Below are 20,208 nucleotides of genomic sequence, written 5' to 3' on the forward strand. Positions count from 1 at the left end.
TCATTCTTTCTATATATCTTTCTATGGTTTTTTTTGGTATTATTATACATGTCGATTCCATAAAAGAGGCATGCTCCGTTATTGAGCATGCCTCTTTTTCCTATTTCACAGTAAATGAACCCTCTTCAATCCAGCTATACATATATTTTTCATCTTCTGTTTCATGTGCTTGTTTTACAATACGAAGTGGACGGAATGTATCTATCATAACAGCTAATTCAAGCGTTTCTTTTTTCCCTATGCTCGCCTCTGTTTTCCCAGGGTGTGGCCCATGAGGAATGCCGCTCGGATGAAGTGTAATAGAACCTTCTTCCACACCTTTCCGGCTCATAAAGTTTCCTTCTACGTAGTACAGTACTTCATCACTATTCACGTTACTATGATAATATGGTGCCGGAATAGATGCTGGATGATAGTCGTATAAACGTGGTACGAAAGAGCAAATAACGAAATTGTGACCCTCGAACGTTTGATGTACTGGAGGTGGCTGATGAATACGACCTGTGATTGGTTCGAAGTCCTCCACATTAAAGACCCACGGATATAAATAGCCATCCCAACCAACAACATCTAACGGATGGTGTCCTAAGACATGTTTATGCATATACCCTCGCGACTTTGTCATTACGACAAACTCACCTTTTTCATCATACGTCTCTAATTTTTCAGGGCCACGAATATCTCTCTCACAAAACGGGCTATGCTCTAACAATTGTCCATATTCATTACGATAGCGACGCGGTGTTGTAATTTGACTATTTGCTTCTACAACAAGAAACTTAGTCTCTCCTTCATCTGGAATAACACGATAAATCGTTCCAATTGGAATCGTTACATAATCACCTTTTCGATAGTGAATCGTTCCGAACATTGTTTCAATTTTCCCTGTTCCGTAATGAACAAATAACATTTCATCGCCATCACCATTACGGTAGAAATAGTCCATTTTTTCTGTTGGAGTCACTACTCCAATTAATAAATCCTCATTCCCAAGCATAAAGTTTCTTCCGCTTACTGCATCGCCAGTTTTTTTATTTTCTTTCGTGCGGAAGTGGCGATGTGAAAGAGCAACATCCTCTTCATACTGCAACTGACAAGAATGAGATAATGCTGTATGCCCTACTTCCGTTGGCATATAATGATGATACAAAATAGACTGCGTACCAGAAAAACCTTTTGTTCCCATTACCTGTTCACGATAAAGTGATCCATCTTTTTTACGGAATTGTACATGTCGTTTATGAGGTAGCTCCCCCATGTGACGATAAAACATGCCCATCACCTGCTTCCATTTCTTTTTTGACCGTATTACGTAATGTACCTAAACCAGTAATCGTAAGTTCTACAACATCTCCATCTTGCAGCCACTCTTCCGTACCTAGTTCTAAAATACAACCTGTTCCTACTGTCCCAGAACCAATCACATCACCTGGATATAACGTAACGTCTTCTGAAGCACGTTCAATCATTTCAGCAAATGTATAGTAAATATCTTGGAAGTTCCCCTTCGATAATAACTTTCCATTTACATGAGCAGTCATCTCTAACTCATAACGATCACCGTTACGATAAACATCTAATTCCTCTTTCGTAACAAGGTGCGCTCCTAATGAAGTTGCAAAATCCTTTCCTTTTGCTGGACCAAGTCCTACCTTCATTTCTGTTGCTTGTAAGTCCCTTGCACTCCAGTCGTTCATAATACAATAACCAAAAATATATTCCTCTGCTTGCTCACGAGAAATATTTCTTCCTTCTTTCCCAATTACGCAAGCAATCTCTAACTCATAATCCAGTTTTTTAGATTTCTTCGGGCCAATTACAAAAGCATCTGGACCAATTACAGCACGGTGGTTCGTAAAATAAAAAACCGGAATATCATACCATTCAGGTACAACATCTAGCCCTCTTCGGCCGCGTGCCGTTTTTACATGCTGTTCAAACGCGTAAAAATCCCGAATACTACTCGGATTAGGAATTGCCGCCACTAATTGTACTTCCTCTAAGGAATATATACCCTTTTCCGGATTCTTAATATTACGCAATACTTCTACATACTCATCCGCTTTCTCTAAAAAGGCGAACATAGAAGAAGGTAATTTTCCACCACTAGCAAGATTCATATCGATTACTTTGTCGCCTTCAAGCCATCCAGCTCGCATTTCTTTTGAAGGAAGACGAAATGTAACAAATTTCATCATAATTCCTCCCTATGAAAATGAAATTTCCACCAGCAAAAGAATTCCTGCTGGTGGATATAAATTTTATAAATTTCCGCGACGCTCTTGTTCTCTTTCAATTGATTCAAATAACGCTTTAAAGTTTCCTTCACCAAATCCACGAGAACCTTTACGTTGAATGATTTCAATAAATAGAGTCGGGCGATCTACAATTGGTTTCGTAAAGATTTGTAGTAAGTAGCCTTCATCATCGCGATCTACTAAGATCTTTAATTCTTTTAACTTATCAATTTCTTCATCAATTTTTCCAACTCGTGCAGTTAACTCATCATAATAAGTATCTGGTGTATCTAAAAACTCCACACCATTTGAACGAAGCGATTCTACTGTTTTAACAATGTCATTTGTTAGTAAAGCAAGATGCTGTACACCTGCTCCATTATAGAATTCTAGATATTCTTGAATTTGTGATTTTCGCTTTCCATCAGCTGGTTCGTTAATAGGGAACTTAATACGACTTCCGTTTGTCATAACCTTCGACATTAATGCTGAATACTCTGTACTGATATCATCATCATCAAAATGGATCATTTGTTTAAAGCCCATAACGTTCTCGTAATAACTAACCCACTCTTCCATCTTTTCAACATTACCAACTACATGGTCTACAGCAATTAAACCTGATTCTTCAAATGGAATATCAAACTCTGCCTTTTGGAATCCTGGCATAAATGTTCCTTTATAATTTTTACGCTCTACAAGCGTATGAATTGTATCACCATACGTACCAATAACTGCTTTTTTCAATGTACCGTTCTCGTCTGTTAACTCTACAGGCGGAGCAATTGCGACGGCACCACGTTTCACCGCTTCCGAGTATGCTTTATCAACATCGTCAACAAGTAATGCCACATCTTTCACGCCATCACCATGAGTCTTTACAAACTCTGCAATACGATTGTCACTACTTAAAGCTCCAGACACAACAAAACGCATATTTTTTTGCACAAGAACATAAGATACCTTCTCACGGTTACCAGTTTCTAATCCAGAGTAGGCCACAATTTTGAATCCGAATGCTCTCGCAAGGTAATAACTTGATTGCTTTGCATTTCCTACGTAAAATTCCAAATGGTCTACATCACGTACTGGAAAAAAGTCCTCCATTTGTGCAGCTAGCGTATCCATAGATTTTTGTTTCATAAAATCCTCATCCCCCTGTAAATAGATTAAATGGTCCATACTTAAAACCAACCGAAAACGCTTCCAACATCGATTAATAAAAATTAGTTAGCAAGCTAACAAATTCTGACCTTTAAAATTTTCTATCTTTTCTGTCAAATTCCTCTTTTTTTCTTACATATAAAATTCGACTTTTTTCTCTTTGAAATAAAGGGAGACTTTAATCAACGAAGGGTTAATTATTAAACTTCACCAATTGAGCGTTTACGCGATAAAGGAAGACTATTAATGTTTTGGAGAGATATATAGGAGAAAATAAAAAAGACCCCAACATATTAACTACTTACTAATATGCTAGAGTCTTTATTTTTTTTGAATGATTGTATTTATATGTCTCATACTAATACATTTGCAAGGAATAGAATAAATGATGTTAATACTACCGCTCCACCTAACGATCCTAATAAATCTGTTTTTGTTACTTGTAACACTTGTTCACTGTTCATATTCCTCATTCTCCTTTCATTTTGTAGGGTTTAAAACTTCTATTACACTAATACACTTGATAGAAATACGATTAACGCTGTTAATACTACTGCTCCACTTGCTGATCCTACGAAGTCACCTTTTGTTACTTGTAATACTTGCTCTTTCATTTTTTCATTCTCCCTTCATTTGTTTTTTGTTACAAAACTTCTATTATACTAATACGCTTGATAGAAATACGATTAACGCTGTTAATACTACTGCTCCACTTGCTGATCCTACGAAGTCACCTTTTGTTACTTGTAATACTTGCTCTTTCATTTTTTTATTCTCCCTTCATTTGTTTTTTGTTACAAAACTTCTATTATACTAATACGCTTGATAGAAATACGATTAACGCTGTTAATACTACTGCTCCACTTGCTGATCCTACGAAGTCACCTTTTGTTACTTGTAATACTTGCTCTTTCATTTTTTTATTCTCCCTTCATTTGTTTTTTGTTACAAAACTTCTATTATACTAATACGCTTGATAGAAATACGATTAATGCTGTTAATACTACTGCTCCACTCGCTGATCCTACGAAGTCGCCTTTAGTTACTTGTAATACTTGCTCTTTCATATCTTTCGTCCTCCTTTTTAATAAGTTATCTATATGTAATTTCTAAGAAATGTTTATTTCATAGTTTTTATGTTAGCGTTACATTAAATTTAATAACGTAACGTTTGTAACATTAATGTAACATAACTATTATTACGTTGCAATATAATTACGTAAATTTTATTACACTTTTTTACGTTTTTTTATAAACATCCTCATAAACCTTGTTTTAATGCACTTTCTACTAAGTTTACGTTTGTAACATTCATGTAATATTACAGTCATATAACGAAACATACCCATACCTACCTCTACTTTTGTTACAAATCAAGATAAATCTTTCATTAAGAAGGTGGAATCTATTAAATTCTTACTAATAGTTCATACGAGATAAAATACAATCTTTCCAAGATAAGTTTATATGTTTCCTCTATATAACTATGTATAATAAAAACAAAGAGGTGGTCATTTTGAAATTAATCGCATTAGATATGGATGGTACGCTACTATCATCTAATCTTGAAATCTCCAAAGAGAACTTACAAGCTATCCAAACTGCAAAAGAGGCTGGTCATATTGTAATGATTTGTTCTGGCCGTGCGAAAGAGGATGCTTTAAAACTGTTGGAAGAATATAAACTATCTCTTCCAGTTGGAGCGAGCAATGGGGCAATTGTTTATGTGGATGGAAAAGTAATTAACTCGCGTTGTATACAAAACGACAAAGTGTACAAACTTGCAAAGTTACTAGAATCTGAAGATGTTCCGTATAAGCTATATACGAATAAAGGAGTTTATTCTCCATATACATGGCAAGATCAAGTCATGCAAGCATTCGAAGAAAACAAGCATGCACTAGATGTTACACTTGAGGAACTTGAAAGAATTACAGAAAAACAAAAGAAATCAAACTTAATTACTGATTTCCAAAGAATCGAAGATGTTGTAAATAATCCAGAGTTAGAAATATCTAAATTCTTCATTTTAACATTTAATGCAGAGCATCGCGCACAGCTATTAAGTATGTTACAAGAAGACACTGATATTATGGTTACAGCATCTGCCCCTACTAATTTAGAAATTATGGATAAGAACGGGCATAAAGGGAATGGACTGAAACAAATGGCAGCCCACTTTAATATACCAATTGAAGATACAGTTGCTATTGGTGACAATTTTAACGATGTACCCATGTTAGAAGTAGCTGGTTTATCAGTTGCAATGGGAAATGCTGAAGAAGATGTAAAAAAACTATGTGATGTTGTAACATTAACAAACAATGAACATGGTGTTGCTCATGCAATCGAGCAATTTGTATTGAAACAAACTTCATCTAGTAAATGAAAAAAGGACTCTTTCAACCTCTGAAAGAGTCCTTTTCTTTTATACATGGTGACAAGCAACAAAGTGCTCTTCACCAACATTACGGAATTCCGGTACTGTTTGTTTACAAACATCTGTTGCAAACGGGCATCGCGTATGAAAGCGACAACCTGAAGGTGGATTCGCTGGGCTTGGAATATCCCCCTCTAGTATAATTCGCTCTCGCTTCACTGTTGGATCTGGTATTGGCACAGCGGATAACAATGCTTTTGTATACGGATGAAGCGGGTTTGTAAATAACTCATCACGTGGCGCTGTTTCCACAATCGTTCCTAAATACATAATTCCAATTTTCGTACATAAATGCTCTACTACGCTTAAATCATGTGAAATGAACAAATAAGATAGTCCCTTTTTCTCCTGTAGCTCACTAAATAAATTAATGATCTGTGCTTGAATAGATACATCTAGTGCTGCCACAGGTTCATCAGCTACAATAAATTCTGGGTTTAATACCATAGCTCTTGCAATAACGATACGCTGACGTTGTCCACCAGAAAATTCATGAGGGTACCGGTCAATATGATATGGGGCTAAGCCACATAACTCTAATACTTCTGTCACCTTTTCACGAACATTTTCTTTCGTCGCTAGTCTGTGAGCCAACATCGGCTCACCAAGTGCTTCTCCAATTCTCATTCTCGGATTTAATGAGCTAAATGGATCTTGAAACACAAGTTGCATATTAGGACGATGTTTTCTCAATTCTTCTTTCGATAAAGAGTGAACATCTTGCCCTTTAAACTTCACTTCCCCTTCCGTTTTTTGGACGAGACGTAAAATTGTTTTTCCTATCGTCGTTTTTCCGCTTCCTGATTCACCAACGAGGCCGAATACTTCGCCTTTATTAATAGTAAAACTTACTCCATCAACTGCTTTTACATGTCCAACCGTTCTACTAAATATGCCGCCTTTAATTGGAAAATATGTTTTTAAGTTTTTTACTTCTAATAATGGTTCACTCATTGTTCCGCACACTCCTCATATAACCAGCAAGCTACTTTATGATTCTCATCATGTACATTCAGATTTGGCGCTTCTTCTTTACATATTTCCATACAATGCTCACAACGACCGCTAAAGTAGCAAAACTCATCCAAACCAACTAAATTAGGAACTTGCCCTGGAATAGAATATAGTTTATCTATTCGTTTTCCCATCACTGGTTTTGATTTCAACAATCCTTTCGTATATGGATGTTTCGGATTTTGGAATATCTCTAGTACCGGTGCTTCTTCAATAACTTTCCCGCCATACATAACGACAACGTAATCAGCCATTTCTGCTACAACGCCTAAATCATGTGTAATTAATAAAATGGATGTTTTAAATTCCTCTTTTATTTGCCTTAATAAGTCTAATATTTGGGCTTGAATCGTAACATCAAGAGCCGTTGTCGGCTCATCAGCAATTAATAACTTAGGATTACAACTAAGTGCAACAGCAATCATAATACGCTGTAACATGCCGCCGCTTAGTTCGTGCGGATAAGAATGGACGATTTCATCCGCACGGGCTATGCCGACTTTACGAATTAACTCAATTGCTTTCTTATACGCTTCATTTTTACTAAGTAATTCATGCTCTCTTAACGTTTCTACAATTTGTTCACCTACAGTAAAGACCGGATTTAGCGATGTCATCGGTTCTTGGAAAATCATCGCAATATCATTTCCTCGTAAACTACGAAGCTCTTTCTCTTTCATTCCTAAAAGACTTTTTCCTTCATATAAAATGTCTCCGCCTACTACACTGCCTGATTCAGCAATAAGTCCCATAATAGATAAGGCTGTTACACTTTTCCCGCAACCCGATTCACCTACAACACAAACAGTTTCACCTTCTCGAACTGCAAAGCTAACGTGATTCACAGCCTTTACTGTCCCTTCTTCTGTCTGAAAGTGTGTTTGCAAGTCTTTCAGCTCTACTACCGCTTTACTCATATTCTCTCACCTACCGTCTCATCTTTGGATCTAACGCATCACGAAGTGCATCACCAAGTAAGTTAATTGATACAACTGTTATAAAGATTGCAAAACCAGGCGGAATCCATAACCACGGACGCTTTTGGAAATCAAGCAATGAGTTCGCTGCACTAATCATGTTTCCCCATGATGGTGTAGGTGGGACGACGCCGAGACCTAAGTAGCTTAGTGCGGATTCACTTAAAATAGATCCAGCCACACCCAAAGTTGCTACAACAATAAGCAACGGTAAGACGTTAGGAACTAAATGATGAATGATTTTCCGAGAATCCTTTAATCCTAATACATCTGCTGCTTGCATAAAGGATTGCTCCCGCAACGTTAAAATTTGTCCTCTCACAAGACGGGCAAGTCCTGGCCATCCTACTAAACTTAAAATAATCATTACAACATATAAACGGTATTCCGATGGTAATTTCCATTCTGATAAGATTGCTCCCATTATAATAAGTAACGGTAATCCCGGAATGGACATTAAGACATCTGCAACACGCATAATTAAATGGTCTACAATACCTCGATAAAAACCAGCAATTGCTCCTAATAGAGCACCTAGTATAACAGATAGTAGCATCGACGCTAAACCAATTGTTAATGAAATACGTCCTGCTTGCATAAGTCTAGTTAAAATATCCCGTCCCAACTGATCTGTTCCAAGCCAATGTGATAGGTTGGGTGGTTTATTAATTTGTGTTACTTGTACTTTTCCATCAGCATATGGTGAAAAGATTGGACCGATAAAACTAAATAAAAACATAAATATTAAAATGTATAATCCATACAATGCCATCTTATTTTTCTTAATTTTTTTATACGCTTGGCGCCATGGTGATGATTCGTTTCCCTTTTTCCGTTCTTTCTTTTTCTCTATTATTGGTGTAATAGTCTCCATATCTTTCCCCCCTTACTTCAAGCGAATTCTTGGATCAACAAACGCATATACAATATCCGCTAAAAAATTTGCCATAATTGTTAAACATGAAAGAAACATCGTAAAGGCCATTAATACCGTATAATCACGGAAGTTTAATGCTTCTAATTGAATGCTACCGATTCCTGGCCAGTTAAAAATCTGTTCAATAATAATAGCTCCTGAAAATAAACCTGGTAATTCAAAAGCGAGTAATGTAATTGCTGGCAAAATTGCATTTTTCAATGCATGTTTATAAATAACAGTTCTTTCTTTTAAGCCTTTTGCACGAGCAGTACGAATATAATCTTGCCTAATAACATCCAACATGCCAGTTCTAAAATATCGTGTTAACGATCCTACACCAAGAAGCGTTAAAATAAACACCGGTAGAATCATATGACGTAATACTTCTAATATGTATGCTATCCCTGTTGAGTTACTCCCAATATCAATCATGCCACCAATAGGTAATAACTTTAAATCAACTGCTAATAATTTAATTAAAAATAACCCGATAAAGAATGATGGAAATGACATTGCTGCAAAGACACCGATCGTTACCAATCTATCAAACCAAGAATGCTGCTTTGTTGCAGAAATAACCCCAATAATAAGAGCAATAATCCAAGTGAAAAATAAAGCTGCAACAGCAACGATAAATGTATTCCAAATAAATTTATTAAGTAATGAAGTTACCGGTTCTTGATACTGTAAAGAAAATCCAAAATCACCATGCAAAGCATTCACTAACCAGTGAAAATACCTTTCAATAATTGGTTTGTTTAAGCCATATAATTCCCTTAACTCTTGAGCTCTCTCTGGTGTTAACTTTGGATTTGAATCAATGTAATCCCCCGGCAAAAGTGCAAATAAGAAAAAAATAATAATAGATGTACCAAACAATGTAGGGATCATTTGAAGGAACCTACGAATGATATATGTTTTCACCTTTTGTCTCCCCAATCCTATTTACTTAAAAATAGAAGAACATTTTTTCAAAACAGCTACTATTCCCTTGCTGTGTGAAAAAACGTCTTCTATTATTTAGGTCAACCCTTATTGTTCAATAGATAACACTGGTAAGTTGGAACTGATGCTATCGTACTTTTCTGGATCAATTCCTTTTATACGTGCATTATGAGCATAAAGTAGTTTACGATAGTTTAATAAAATAACTGGTGGATCATCACTTAACTCTTTATACAGTTCTTTATAAATTGCTTTACGTTTTTCAATATCTGTCGTCCCTATACCTTTTACAATCAAATCATCTACTTTCGGATTATTATAACCCGTATCACTTTTTGGATTAGTTGATAAGTACTCACTTACAACTTCACTTGGATCACTAATTCCTGGTGTTGAAACTGCCGCTAAATCGTAGTCGCCTTTTCCTACTTTTGAAAGCATCGTATTAAAATCCATCAACTCTGGATTTAATTCAACACCGATTTCTTTGTAACTTTCTTTTGCGATTGGAATAAAGATATCATTTGTTTTACCTGTATTTGATGCGTAGTATGTTAATTTTAACTTTTGACCATCTTTTTCACGAACCCCGTCAGAACCTACTTTCCAACCAGCCTCATCCAATAATTTTTTAGCCTTTTCTACGTCGTGTGGATATTTATTAATACCTTCTTCTGTATATGCCCATGAAACTGGAGCAATTGGTACGTTAGCAACAGAGCCATATCCTTGTAAAGCTGTATCCACATACTTCTTACGGTCTAATCCATAAGTAAGTGCTTGGCGTACCTTTTTATCTTTCAAATACGACTTCTTATTATTTACATAGATATAAGCAATATCACTTGATGATTCAAGATTAATATTTGCAAACTCTAATCCTTTTAATTGGTCTATATTCTCAGGATTCGCTCTAAATCCACTATAGTCCAGTTCACCTGTTTGGAATAATTGGAATCCAGTATCACCTGATGTGATTTTGTAAATAAAGTTTTTGATTTTTGGTTTACCTGCATAATAATTTTCGTTAGCAACAAAGCGTACTTCTTGACCTGGAACATATTTTTCAAATTTATATGGACCCGCTGCAATTGGTTGCCCATATAATGCTTTTAAATAGTCTAAACTTGTATTTTGTTTATAATCTTTTCCATAATAAGCTTTTGATAGTACTGGGCCACCTAAATTAGTTAGCGCCTGTGAATTAACCTTTTCAGTTGTAATTTTAATTGTCTGTGGATCAACAACTTGGATTCCTTCAATAGAAGTTGCTTTTCCTTCTTTATATTCTTTCCCGCCTTTAACAGCATACTGAGCAATATCCAATCCACCTTCATACGCTTTATCATGAAGTAGTGTTAGTGTAAATGCTACGTCATCCGCGGTTAAAGGCGACCCATCACTAAACTTTAAATTTTTACGTAAGTGGAATGTATATGTTAACTGGTCAGCAGAAATATCCCATTTTTCTGCAAGGTCCGGAACAGGTTTACTTTGTTTGTCTGTTGTTACTAGTGATGCAAAGATAACAGACGTTACATTCCCATCCCAACCATTATCTTGGAAATACGGAAGGAAAACTCCCCCTGGCTTAGAAATGGCTGTAATAAAAGTATCTTTTCGCTGATTTGCTTTCTCTGGACTTTTCTTTTTATCTGTAGCTGGAATTGATTCAATCTTAGCGTCTTTTAAATCCTGTTTTTTTACTGGTTCTGTAGAAGCCGTATCCTCCTGTCCCCCACAAGCAGATAACACAAGCGAACTACTCAGTAATACCGAAAATACACCAGCCCATTTTTTTGTCTTTTTCTTCATTGTCCCCACCCTAACTGTTTAATAGTTATACCCTTTGAACTTATAAGCTTATGTATGCCTCCCACAGCACATTTATAGCCAATCGGAAAAGTCGGTTTTAATCGTAAAAAAATAGATGTTTTTGAGGGATAACAATCCTATTCCGACCTTTCCGGTAGACTTTATGGTTATTAGCTTATATCTTCCGTTATATTTTGTCAATTCTTTCTAAATAAATATTTTTAGAATTTTTACAAAATTACTATTCTATCTTTAATTTAGGTAAACTTAACAAAATACCGTTATAGTTATCTTCTTGCAATCCTTGAATGCGTGCATTATGTGCAGACACAACTTTACTATTATTTAGGAAAATAACAGGCGGATCTTCGCTTAACTCTTGATATAACTTTTTATAGATTTCTTTTCTCTTTTCAATATCCAACGTTTCTAATGCTTGCTTAGCCAATTCATCTACTTTCGGATTATGGTATCCATCATAGTTTCGTTTACTTGTTGAAACAAACTCCTCAATTGTTCCACTTGGATCATCAATCATTGGCGTAGATACCATCGCTAAATCATAATCACCTTTTATCACTTTTGAAATCATCGTATTAAAGTCCATATATTCTGGGTTAAACTCTACACCAAGCTTTTTATAATCCTCTTTCATCACAGGAATCATCACATCATTTATTTTACTTGCAGAAGAAGCAAAATAACTTACCCTCAATTTTTGGCCATCTTTTTCACGGATCCCATCCGGGCCTGCTTTCCATCCAGCCTCATCCAATAATTTCTTTGCTTTCTCCAAGTTATACTCATATTTATTAATACCTTCTTCTGTATATGCCCACGAAACTGGCGTAATCGGTATATTAACGAGTGAAGCATACCCTTGGAAATACGTATCAATAACCTTTTGACGCTCTAATCCGTAAATAAATGCTTGGCGGACACGTTTATCTTTAAAGTATGGTTTCTTATAGTTCATTTTAATGTATCCATAAGAACTTCCTGTATACACATTAATATTAGCAAAACCTAAATCTTTTAATTGTTCAACCGTCTCCACGTTTGTTGTAAAACCATCATAATCTACTTCTCCTGCTTGAAATTGTTGTAGCTTCGTATCACCTTTTGTAATTTTATAAATAAAGTGCTCAATCTTTGGTTTTCCTTCAAAATAATTTTCATTTGCTACAAATCGAACCTCTTGACCCGGAATATATTTATCCAATTTATAAGCTCCTGCCCCTACCGGATTTCCATACAGCTCTTTTAAATACTCCAAGTGTCCTTGTTTATACTCTTTCCCGTAATAAGCTTTAGATATAACTTCTCCGCCGATTAATGATAGTGTTTGAGCATTTACCTTTTCAGTCGTAATCGTAATTGTTTTCGAATCAATGACTTGAATTCCCTCAATAGAGGTTGCCTTTCCTTCTCTATAAGCTTGCCCACCTTTTATTGCTGTTTGGCTTATATCAGTCGCACCACTATAAGTTGGATCATGTAATAACGTTAATGTAAATGCTACATCATCTGCAGTTAACGGCGAACCATCACTAAACTTTAAATCATCTTTCAAATGAAATGTATATGTAAGCTGATCCTCCGAAATATCCCACTTCTTCGCTAATATCGGAATTGGCTTTCCTTCCTTATCCAGCCCAACAAGTGGAGCAAAGATAGCTTGCGTTATATTACCATCCCATCCATTCTCCATAAAATGCGGAAGAAATATTCCCCCAGGACTTGGCATGCCAACTACAAAAGTATCTTTTCTTTCTTTTTCTTTTATAGGACTTTTTGCTTTGTCGCTTGCCTTAATAAATTCATCTTTTACTTTCGGTACGTTCCCAACTTCATTTATACTTGCTTCCTCTTGACCACATCCGGCTAGCAATACTGACACACTAAGACATGTAGACAGTACTCCTTTAAAAGTTTTTCGCATCATTTTCACCCTTACTTCCTTTCTAAGTATGTAACAACATAAACCCCTTACTGTAACTATCTTTATTTTTCCTACAAAAATAGTATGAATTAATTTCAAGATTATTCCTTTCCCTTAAACATGTCAATCGTTCTCTTTTATTTCGTATAAAAAAATTAAAAATTCACTTCTATTCATTCAGTATGAAACATAGAATACTAATAACCAATTACCAAAAAGGGGGCGAAAACATGGACAACCTATTCCAATACGTCCTGCACTACGTATTATTAACAATTATGATAGTCGGGGCGCTATTACTATTCCCATTCTTCCCAAAGTTCGTCCTCTTTTTAGCTTTTTTTATTATGCTCGGGATCGCTATAATCATTTCAACAAAGGAAGATGCCTCACAAAAAGAAAGCAGAGTTCAGCGTGTAAAGCTGTAACTCTGCTTTTTTTTGTTCTCAATCATGAATTGCTGTTACATATACTTATGTCTCGGGAAATAATTAACCGATCCCAAAAGTTCCTAATACTATTTATGTTTCACAGCCCATGTAAATTACGGAACAAAGATTTATCAAACTTACTGTTTCACGTGAAACACAACTTTTATTTATCTCTTAAAGTAAAGTATCAGTATAAAAAAGCGAATTCCCTTCAGTAAAACTGAAGGGAATTCGCTTTTTATTTTTCACTCCACAATATTCTCTAACTCATTATATAACTCCGCTCGTAACAACTCTTTCTTCGTTTTTTCTTCATACAATTGTTCAAGCATTTCAACATCAACTACATGTTCCATTTTACACTCAAGCGTATATATATCTTCTTCTACATGCATTAACTCTGTTTCAATCTCCTCAACATTCCTAGCTTCTTTCTTTTTTACAGGGGCTGTTTCAATACTTTTTCTTCCTTGGCGTTGCTGCTTTATTACTTGCGTCTCGAACTTTTCCTCCCACTTTTGACGCGCCCATGCATAGTTCCCTGCAAACTCAAATAATTTGTGCTCATCAATCCAATACGTCTTTTCAAATAACTTATTTAAAAAATAACGATCATGTGAAACAGCCAGAATCGTCCCATTATATTGCTCAAGAGCTTCCTCTAAAACTTCTCTTGATTCAATGTCGAGATGGTTTGTCGGCTCATCTAATATTAAAAAATTAATGTCTTGATACATAAGTTGCGCGAGTCTTAACCTCATTTTTTCTCCACCGCTCAGTTGTGTTACTTTCTTAAACACCGCTGGACCATAAAATAAAAACTTAGCTAATATATGTCTCGCTTCTCCCTCTGTTACAGCTACATATTCCCTGAAAGCCTCTAATACATTACTCTTCACATTTCCGTACGCATGCTGTGATAAATAACCGATTTTCACACTACTACCAATCCGAATTTCTCCAGCATCTGGTTCCATTTCTTCTAATAATAACTTCAGTAGCGTTGTCTTTCCTGTACCGTTACGACCAACGATAGCTGCACGCTCTTGAAAACGAACATGTAAATTTGCTTCGTTAAATAAAGGGTGATCAGCAAATCCTTTACTCACTTCTTTCATTACAACAACATCTTTTCCGCTTCTCTCTTGCCCTTCAAACTGAAGTCCCATTTGTTTTCGTTCTAAAATAGGTTTCTTTAGTTTTTCCATGCGTTCCAGTGCACGTTCCATACTTCTCGCTCTCTTATGCAATCCTTCATTCGGAGGATTCGCCTGATTTGCCCATTCACGTAGTCGCTTTATTGCTTCTTTCATTTTCTTTATTTTCTTTTGCTGTTCTTGATAAGCCTGAAACTCGTGGAGCAATCTTTCTTCCTTTTCTTCAACGAACCGAGAATAGTTTGTATGATACACGTGAATCTCTCCATCTTCTAAATCAAAAATCTTTGTTACAACTTCATCAAGGAAATAACGATCATGTGAAATGACCATAACCGTTCCATTGTATTCTTTTAAAAATTGCTCTAACCATTCGACTGCAAATAAATCCAAATGATTTGTCGGTTCATCTAATAAAAGTAAATCTGGTTTCTGCAATAGCATGTATGCAAGGCTTACTTTTGTTTGTTCTCCACCACTTAACTCCAGAAATGTTCGAGGGAATAGTTCTGTCACCTGTAGACCATTTGCTACCTTCATAATATTCGCTTCTATTTCATAACCACCAAGAAACGCAAACTTTTCTTGGATTACTCCGTACCTCTCCATCAACTTTTGTAAAGCAGATGGTTCCAGTTCTTCCTCCATATTTTTTTCTAATGCACGCATTTCTCTTTCTAATTCCTTTTCTGTTTTAAAAGCAGAATTTAATACATCATATACAGTCATACCCTCATCAAATTTCGGAATCTGTGCCACATGACCAATACGTGTACCTTTCTTCATATGAATGGCCCCTGTATCCAAACTTTCCATTCCAGTTAGCAGCTGAAAGATTGTTGTCTTACCACTACCGTTACGACCAACTAATCCAACACGTTCACCATTCTTTATTTCAAGCGATATATTTTCAAATATGATGTTTCCACCAAAAGATTTCGTTATATTATTTACACTACAAATTGTCATTTTCCGTACTCCTTTCAATATAAAAAACCGTGAGAAAGAAACATTCCCCATGGTTTTCGGCATAGAAAAAGGAAGCCAAATAGCTCCCTTTTCACACGTTTATTAAAAATGGGTGAAGAGATTTCTATTGTTCAATAGCTACTATGCAATTGTTAAAAAAGGACAGACGTATCCCGTTAACAACTACATCATGAAAAATTGCACGACAAAAATAGATAAAATCTAAAAATTTGGCACGCGCAGCTAAAGAACATTTCATCTCATTCACCTCTTTCGTACGGAATTTAATACTTACTTCTTTATTATACTTTCCCATTTCATGTTTGAATAGTCATTTTTCTGAAAATAATGAAGATAGACTAAACATTTCAATAAGTGACATCAAATCTTACAAAACTGTTATGTTCACGTAATGGAAAGCGATAGTACGAAAAGATGCCTCCCTATACAATAAAGGTGTAAACAAGAGAGAGAACAAAAGGAGGAAACAATCATGACAAAAGAAATCGTAAAAGCAATCTTTGAGGTATTAGTGAACGGACAAGCAGTTGTAAAAGAACTAAACAAACTATAAAAAGGAGTGAAGGAATATGATGAACATGGTAAAAATGATTTTACATGCTTTAGTTGATGCAAAAGCAGTTAGCCAAGAATTAAACCAACAATAAAAAGGGGTAAAGGAATATGAAGAAAGCCATTATTATAATTGCAAGTATAGCAATTGCCTTATACACAATAAACAATAGAAAAAAGAAGCATAATAAAAATGATCTATATTATCCATACGCATTATTAAAGAAAGAATAAAAGACAAGGTACCCTGTTGTAACGAGGATATCTTGTCTTTTATTTTTCCTATTCCCTTTAAAGGATTTCCTTCTCCCTTTCCCGAATGTATTAAGCGGGATTTTTATACATATTTTAAAGGGGCATATATACAAATGGATACACAACAACTATACTTTTTAAACGATATTGGAAAACAAAAACCAGAAAGCATTCGGAATAGAAGCGCTACATGTCCTTTTTGTGACAGAGAAAATTTAACGGATATTTTAGCAACTGAGGGGTCAATTATTTGGCTAAAAAACAAATTCTCTACATTAAAAGATACATTTCAAACGGTGCTAATCGAAACAGATAATTGTGAAGACCATATTGCGACATATACAGAAGAACATATGAGATCGCTAATTCGTTTCTCCATTAAATATTGGTTAGACTTACAGAAGAATGAAGAATTCACATCTGTGATTTTATACAAAAATCATGGTCCATTCTCAGGCGGGAGTTTGCATCATGCACACATGCAGATTATCGGAATGAAATATGTAGACTATCTCGATAACGTAGCAACGGAAAACTTCCAAGGAGTCATTGTACAAAAAAATGACCACATTGAACTCAATATTTCAGATCGTCCTATTATCGGTTTTACTGAATTTAATATCATTATTGAAGATGTTAGATGCATAGATGAATTGGCAAATTATATTCAACAAACTGTACGTTACATACTGACAGATTTCCATAAAGGATGTAGTAGTTATAACTTATTTTTCTATCATTTAAACGGAAAAATCATTTGTAAAGTTGTTCCTAGGTTTGTCGTCTCACCCTTATATGTAGGATATAAAATACCACAAGTTTCTACAAAGCTAGAAGAGGTGAAAATACAACTCGCGCAGTACTTCACGAGAGAAGAAGATAAAATTATTCATAAAAAAACAGAGTAGGTATAGAAAACCTACTCTTTAATCACACCTTTATTTCGATAGTACACATTCTCTAATCCGACGTTGTACTTCATGTTATTATCCGTCCACTCTGGCCCTAAATTCCCTGGCCATCCAGATGTATTTGCTATATATTTTAGTAATGCAAAATCCGTCAAGCCTTTTTGCACCCCACGCTTATATCCTTTCATTAAATGCGGCATTGCAATTTGCGCATTTATACGTGGATCTTTCAGCTCATCATCAGTTAAATGATCCGGCGCAAGTCCACCACCACGATGCAATTGAAACAATCCGAATGAAGTTCCGTTATCTCCAACACTTCTTGGATTTAACCGACTTTCATGTTCGGCAATTGTAAGAGGTATCCATTCTGGAAGATTAACTTTCTTTGCTTCCTCTATAATAATTTGTTTCATCTGTTTTGCTTCTTCTGAGTCAACATAGCTTGTCTCATTTACTAACTTGCCCATTCCTTCAGACTTTCCTTGGAAATATAAGTACACCCCAAGAACAACTAAAAATCCTACAAAGAATTTCTTCACTACTTCTACCTCTTTCTCCGCTGAAATTTGTCCCCTTTCAGCCTTCTTCCCTTACAATTATCCACATTCTATCATTCTCTTACCCTTTTATCATAGCAAATAACTATACATATTATCATCATGCTTTAGACCGATTTTGTGAAAAAACAGCTGGTAAATACGTGCAAAAATGTAACTTTCATAGACTGAAACGCATTTTTTGTATATAATTGTAAACTGAATTCCAAATATAAACTAGGAGAATAATAATATGAAAAAATGGTTGCTACTCTTATTTAGTTTACTACTATTAATTCCTGTCCCTATTTCCGCACAAAAAAACGAAAATCCAAAAGTCCTTATTTTATACAGTTCGAGCGATGATCAAATTACAAATGATACCCAAATACTTAATACACAAGTAGGACATTTTACTAATAACATAACAATAAAAAACATAAAACAGTTAGCTGAAATAACTGATAAATCTTCATATACACATGTTATTTACATAGGTGAAAAACAAGAAGAACTCTCCACTGAAACAAAAGAATTTCTAGAAAATTTCTCAGGGCCACTACTAGTTTTAGGTCAAAATATAGAACAATTATCCAATCGTTTTTCATTTATCACACTTAAAAATGAAGGCATAAACTCTGATACAATTGAATATCCAACACGTAAACTAAAGAATACATTAGAGGACGAACGATCCATTAAAAACCTTGATACAAATGGAACAATTCTTGCCAATGCTTTAAAAGGAAATACTACTTATCCATTAATTGTACAACAAAATAATTCTTATTATGTTGCAACTTCTAACCTCTTTGATTGGATATCTTATTATATTGGCGAAAGCCTATTTTCTTACTTTGAACAAAAGCCAACGACAAATAAAGTGGAAGCTTATTTACGTCTTGAGGACGTTCATCCAGCCGCAGATATAAATCAATTAAAAGAAATTGCTGAATTACTAAAAGAGAAAAAGATGCCATACATGATCACTGTTATTCCTGTATATACGGATCCAGAGACAGGTAAAACACTACATTTAAAAGATAAACCCGAACTAGTCGATCTTTTACGCTCTATGCAAGATGATGGTGCAGCAATTATTATGCATGGTTATACGCACCAATTTTATGATAGTGAAACTGGGGAAGGTTTTGAATTTTGGGACGTAAAAACAGATCAACCAATTCGTCAACCGAAGCATGAAAAACCAAAAACAAAAGATGATTTCCCTAATATAGAGGCATATAATGCATACGTAAAAAAAGGGGAAGAATTTGAAGAAAAATATACGGCTGATCATATTGAAAAAGGGATTCAAGAACTTGTAGATGCTAAACTATATCCTATCGCATTTGAAGCACCTCATTACACGATGTCTCAAAAAGGATATGAAATATTATCAAGGTATTTTTCAACTTATGTAGGACAACTACAGTTAAGTGATACAACTTGGAAGTCCATGCACTCTCCAGCATACAGAAGTACACCATCATTTTTACATGGCATGAAATTAGTGCCTGAAACAGTTGGATTTATCGAAGAAGATAAACCACACGCTATTGCAAAGATGAAAGCAAATGCAGTATCTGTTGCTAAATTATCTGACGGGGTTATTGGTGCATTCTATCATCCTTACTTAGGTGTGAAACCATTAAAAGAAGTGTTAAAGGACCTAGAAAGCATTCCAAACATAGAATGGATTGATTTACAAAAAGAAACAAATGAAGTGAAAATGAAAGATATTCATATCACTACTAATAAAGACGGGATTCACGTTGAAAAACCAACAAGCGCAAGTGACGTAATGGATTATATAAAACAATATGGATTCTTCCTTCTACTTGGTTTCTTCGTCATTGTCTTTCTTCTATTATTAAGACGTGCGAAAAAATTAGAATCCTAATACAAAACCACCAAGCA

At 35.2% G+C, this 20,208-nt stretch carries 22 protein-coding genes; 5 read left to right on the plus strand and 17 right to left on the minus strand.

Annotation, left to right across the window (positions count from 1 at the left end; translation table 11 throughout):
- Positions 1–100: 100 nt before the first annotated feature.
- From ACQVV1_RS15205 to ACQVV1_RS15240, 8 genes are all read right to left on the minus strand, one after another.
- Positions 101–1,273 carry a homogentisate 1,2-dioxygenase gene (locus ACQVV1_RS15205; protein ID WP_242256775.1) on the minus strand — a complete coding sequence of 391 codons (1,173 nt, stop codon included), beginning with the start codon at positions 1,271–1,273 and terminating at the stop codon, positions 101–103.
- Positions 1,239–2,195: a fumarylacetoacetate hydrolase family protein gene (locus tag ACQVV1_RS15210; protein WP_242256777.1), complete on the minus strand. Its 957-nt coding sequence runs from the start codon at positions 2,193–2,195 to the stop codon at positions 1,239–1,241. Before ACQVV1_RS15210 ends, ACQVV1_RS15205 begins: the two co-directional genes overlap by 35 nt.
- A gap of 66 nt (positions 2,196–2,261) precedes the next feature.
- A complete protein-coding gene (gene hppD, locus ACQVV1_RS15215; RefSeq protein WP_242256778.1) occupies positions 2,262–3,380 on the minus strand; it encodes a 4-hydroxyphenylpyruvate dioxygenase in 1,119 nt (372 codons plus the stop codon).
- Positions 3,381–3,754: 374 nt separating this feature from the next.
- Positions 3,755–3,865, minus strand: coding sequence for a DUF3948 family protein (locus tag ACQVV1_RS15220; RefSeq protein WP_001083700.1), 111 nt, complete (start codon positions 3,863–3,865; stop codon positions 3,755–3,757).
- Between the two features lie 42 nt (positions 3,866–3,907).
- A complete protein-coding gene (locus ACQVV1_RS15225; protein ID WP_000664237.1) occupies positions 3,908–4,015 on the minus strand; it encodes a DUF3948 family protein in 108 nt (35 codons plus the stop codon).
- Between the two features lie 43 nt (positions 4,016–4,058).
- The gene (locus ACQVV1_RS15230) at positions 4,059–4,166 is read right to left on the minus strand and encodes a DUF3948 family protein (protein ID WP_000664237.1); all 108 of its coding nucleotides are present in this window, start codon (positions 4,164–4,166) and stop codon (positions 4,059–4,061) included.
- Positions 4,167–4,209: 43 nt separating this feature from the next.
- A complete protein-coding gene (locus ACQVV1_RS15235; protein ID WP_000664237.1) occupies positions 4,210–4,317 on the minus strand; it encodes a DUF3948 family protein in 108 nt (35 codons plus the stop codon).
- A 43-nt stretch (positions 4,318–4,360) separates the two neighbouring features.
- Positions 4,361–4,468, minus strand: a complete 108-nt coding sequence (locus ACQVV1_RS15240) for a DUF3948 family protein (protein ID WP_000664237.1) — start codon at positions 4,466–4,468, stop codon at positions 4,361–4,363.
- A gap of 449 nt (positions 4,469–4,917) precedes the next feature.
- Here ACQVV1_RS15240 and ACQVV1_RS15245 point away from each other — a divergent pair, with 449 nt between their 5' ends.
- Positions 4,918–5,790 (plus strand): Cof-type HAD-IIB family hydrolase, encoded by an 873-nt coding sequence (locus ACQVV1_RS15245; protein ID WP_431169050.1) that lies wholly within the window; start codon positions 4,918–4,920, stop codon positions 5,788–5,790.
- A 39-nt stretch (positions 5,791–5,829) separates the two neighbouring features.
- On the opposite strand, the gene ACQVV1_RS15250 is transcribed toward ACQVV1_RS15245, so the two are convergent.
- The 6 genes from ACQVV1_RS15250 to ACQVV1_RS15275 all read right to left on the minus strand — a co-directional run bounded on the left by ACQVV1_RS15250 (position 5,830) and on the right by ACQVV1_RS15275 (position 13,453).
- Positions 5,830–6,795 (minus strand): ABC transporter ATP-binding protein, encoded by a 966-nt coding sequence (locus ACQVV1_RS15250; protein WP_431169051.1) that lies wholly within the window; start codon positions 6,793–6,795, stop codon positions 5,830–5,832.
- A complete protein-coding gene (locus ACQVV1_RS15255; protein ID WP_431169052.1) occupies positions 6,792–7,772 on the minus strand; it encodes an ABC transporter ATP-binding protein in 981 nt (326 codons plus the stop codon). The genes ACQVV1_RS15250 and ACQVV1_RS15255 overlap by 4 nt, the downstream gene beginning before the upstream one ends.
- Before the next feature lie 10 nt (positions 7,773–7,782).
- On the minus strand, positions 7,783–8,706 hold the full coding sequence (gene opp4C, locus ACQVV1_RS15260) for an oligopeptide ABC transporter permease (protein WP_098555344.1): 924 nt from the start codon (positions 8,704–8,706) through the stop codon (positions 7,783–7,785).
- Positions 8,707–8,718: 12 nt separating this feature from the next.
- Positions 8,719–9,675 (minus strand): ABC transporter permease, encoded by a 957-nt coding sequence (locus tag ACQVV1_RS15265; RefSeq protein WP_000860691.1) that lies wholly within the window; start codon positions 9,673–9,675, stop codon positions 8,719–8,721.
- A gap of 108 nt (positions 9,676–9,783) precedes the next feature.
- On the minus strand, positions 9,784–11,511 hold the full coding sequence (locus tag ACQVV1_RS15270) for an ABC transporter substrate-binding protein (RefSeq protein ID WP_242256328.1): 1,728 nt from the start codon (positions 11,509–11,511) through the stop codon (positions 9,784–9,786).
- Between the two features lie 241 nt (positions 11,512–11,752).
- Positions 11,753–13,453 carry an ABC transporter substrate-binding protein gene (locus tag ACQVV1_RS15275; RefSeq protein ID WP_431169053.1) on the minus strand — a complete coding sequence of 567 codons (1,701 nt, stop codon included), beginning with the start codon at positions 13,451–13,453 and terminating at the stop codon, positions 11,753–11,755.
- A 230-nt stretch (positions 13,454–13,683) separates the two neighbouring features.
- On the opposite strand from ACQVV1_RS15275, the gene ACQVV1_RS15280 reads away from it, so the two are divergent.
- Positions 13,684–13,881 carry a hypothetical protein gene (locus tag ACQVV1_RS15280; protein ID WP_242256332.1) on the plus strand — a complete coding sequence of 66 codons (198 nt, stop codon included), beginning with the start codon at positions 13,684–13,686 and terminating at the stop codon, positions 13,879–13,881.
- 248 nt (positions 13,882–14,129) lie between these two features.
- Here the strand turns inward: ACQVV1_RS15280 and abc-f are convergent, their stop codons facing one another.
- Together abc-f and ACQVV1_RS15290 are read right to left on the minus strand one after the other, a co-directional pair.
- The gene (gene abc-f, locus ACQVV1_RS15285) at positions 14,130–16,010 is read right to left on the minus strand and encodes a ribosomal protection-like ABC-F family protein (RefSeq protein ID WP_431169054.1); all 1,881 of its coding nucleotides are present in this window, start codon (positions 16,008–16,010) and stop codon (positions 14,130–14,132) included.
- 124 nt (positions 16,011–16,134) lie between these two features.
- On the minus strand, positions 16,135–16,269 hold the full coding sequence (locus ACQVV1_RS15290) for an RAxF-45 family protein (protein ID WP_286676867.1): 135 nt from the start codon (positions 16,267–16,269) through the stop codon (positions 16,135–16,137).
- Between the two features lie 425 nt (positions 16,270–16,694).
- Between ACQVV1_RS15290 and ACQVV1_RS15295 the strand changes: the two genes are divergently transcribed.
- Together ACQVV1_RS15295 and ACQVV1_RS15300 are read left to right on the plus strand one after the other, a co-directional pair.
- Entirely contained in the window at positions 16,695–16,817 is a 123-nt protein-coding gene (locus tag ACQVV1_RS15295) for a spore coat protein B (RefSeq protein ID WP_431169055.1), read from the plus strand.
- Between the two features lie 134 nt (positions 16,818–16,951).
- Positions 16,952–17,746 carry a DUF4931 domain-containing protein gene (locus ACQVV1_RS15300; RefSeq protein ID WP_431169056.1) on the plus strand — a complete coding sequence of 265 codons (795 nt, stop codon included), beginning with the start codon at positions 16,952–16,954 and terminating at the stop codon, positions 17,744–17,746.
- A gap of 11 nt (positions 17,747–17,757) precedes the next feature.
- On the opposite strand, the gene ACQVV1_RS15305 is transcribed toward ACQVV1_RS15300, so the two are convergent.
- The gene (locus ACQVV1_RS15305) at positions 17,758–18,291 is read right to left on the minus strand and encodes a transglycosylase SLT domain-containing protein (RefSeq protein WP_060633079.1); all 534 of its coding nucleotides are present in this window, start codon (positions 18,289–18,291) and stop codon (positions 17,758–17,760) included.
- Positions 18,292–18,541: 250 nt separating this feature from the next.
- On the opposite strand from ACQVV1_RS15305, the gene ACQVV1_RS15310 reads away from it, so the two are divergent.
- On the plus strand, positions 18,542–20,191 hold the full coding sequence (locus ACQVV1_RS15310) for a DUF2334 domain-containing protein (RefSeq protein ID WP_431169057.1): 1,650 nt from the start codon (positions 18,542–18,544) through the stop codon (positions 20,189–20,191).
- The last annotated feature ends 17 nt before the right edge of the window (positions 20,192–20,208 follow it).

The sequence above is a fragment of the Bacillus basilensis genome (genome assembly GCF_050630465.1).
GTDB classification, from domain to species: domain Bacteria; phylum Bacillota; class Bacilli; order Bacillales; family Bacillaceae_G; genus Bacillus_A; species Bacillus_A basilensis.

Excerpts from the sequence above, each read along its gene's own strand:
- ACQVV1_RS15205 (WP_242256775.1), bottom strand. The coding sequence starts at position 1,273 with ATGTTTTATCGTCACATGGGGGAGCTACCTCATAAACGACATGTACAA.
- ACQVV1_RS15210 (WP_242256777.1), bottom strand. The coding sequence starts at position 2,195 with ATGAAATTTGTTACATTTCGTCTTCCTTCAAAAGAAATGCGAGCTGGA.
- hppD (WP_242256778.1), bottom strand. The coding sequence starts at position 3,380 with ATGAAACAAAAATCTATGGATACGCTAGCTGCACAAATGGAGGACTTT.
- ACQVV1_RS15220 (WP_001083700.1), bottom strand. The coding sequence starts at position 3,865 with ATGAACAGTGAACAAGTGTTACAAGTAACAAAAACAGATTTATTAGGA.
- ACQVV1_RS15225 (WP_000664237.1), bottom strand. The coding sequence starts at position 4,015 with ATGAAAGAGCAAGTATTACAAGTAACAAAAGGTGACTTCGTAGGATCA.
- ACQVV1_RS15230 (WP_000664237.1), bottom strand. The coding sequence starts at position 4,166 with ATGAAAGAGCAAGTATTACAAGTAACAAAAGGTGACTTCGTAGGATCA.
- ACQVV1_RS15235 (WP_000664237.1), bottom strand. The coding sequence starts at position 4,317 with ATGAAAGAGCAAGTATTACAAGTAACAAAAGGTGACTTCGTAGGATCA.
- ACQVV1_RS15240 (WP_000664237.1), bottom strand. The coding sequence starts at position 4,468 with ATGAAAGAGCAAGTATTACAAGTAACTAAAGGCGACTTCGTAGGATCA.
- ACQVV1_RS15250 (WP_431169051.1), bottom strand. The coding sequence starts at position 6,795 with ATGAGTGAACCATTATTAGAAGTAAAAAACTTAAAAACATATTTTCCA.
- ACQVV1_RS15255 (WP_431169052.1), bottom strand. The coding sequence starts at position 7,772 with ATGAGTAAAGCGGTAGTAGAGCTGAAAGACTTGCAAACACACTTTCAG.
- opp4C (WP_098555344.1), bottom strand. The coding sequence starts at position 8,706 with ATGGAGACTATTACACCAATAATAGAGAAAAAGAAAGAACGGAAAAAG.
- ACQVV1_RS15270 (WP_242256328.1), bottom strand. The coding sequence starts at position 11,511 with ATGAAGAAAAAGACAAAAAAATGGGCTGGTGTATTTTCGGTATTACTG.
- ACQVV1_RS15275 (WP_431169053.1), bottom strand. The coding sequence starts at position 13,453 with ATGCGAAAAACTTTTAAAGGAGTACTGTCTACATGTCTTAGTGTGTCA.
- ACQVV1_RS15280 (WP_242256332.1), top strand. The coding sequence starts at position 13,684 with ATGGACAACCTATTCCAATACGTCCTGCACTACGTATTATTAACAATT.
- abc-f (WP_431169054.1), bottom strand. The coding sequence starts at position 16,010 with ATGACAATTTGTAGTGTAAATAATATAACGAAATCTTTTGGTGGAAAC.
- ACQVV1_RS15290 (WP_286676867.1), bottom strand. The coding sequence starts at position 16,269 with ATGAAATGTTCTTTAGCTGCGCGTGCCAAATTTTTAGATTTTATCTAT.
- ACQVV1_RS15295 (WP_431169055.1), top strand. The coding sequence starts at position 16,695 with ATGAAGAAAGCCATTATTATAATTGCAAGTATAGCAATTGCCTTATAC.
- ACQVV1_RS15300 (WP_431169056.1), top strand. The coding sequence starts at position 16,952 with ATGGATACACAACAACTATACTTTTTAAACGATATTGGAAAACAAAAA.
- ACQVV1_RS15310 (WP_431169057.1), top strand. The coding sequence starts at position 18,542 with ATGAAAAAATGGTTGCTACTCTTATTTAGTTTACTACTATTAATTCCT.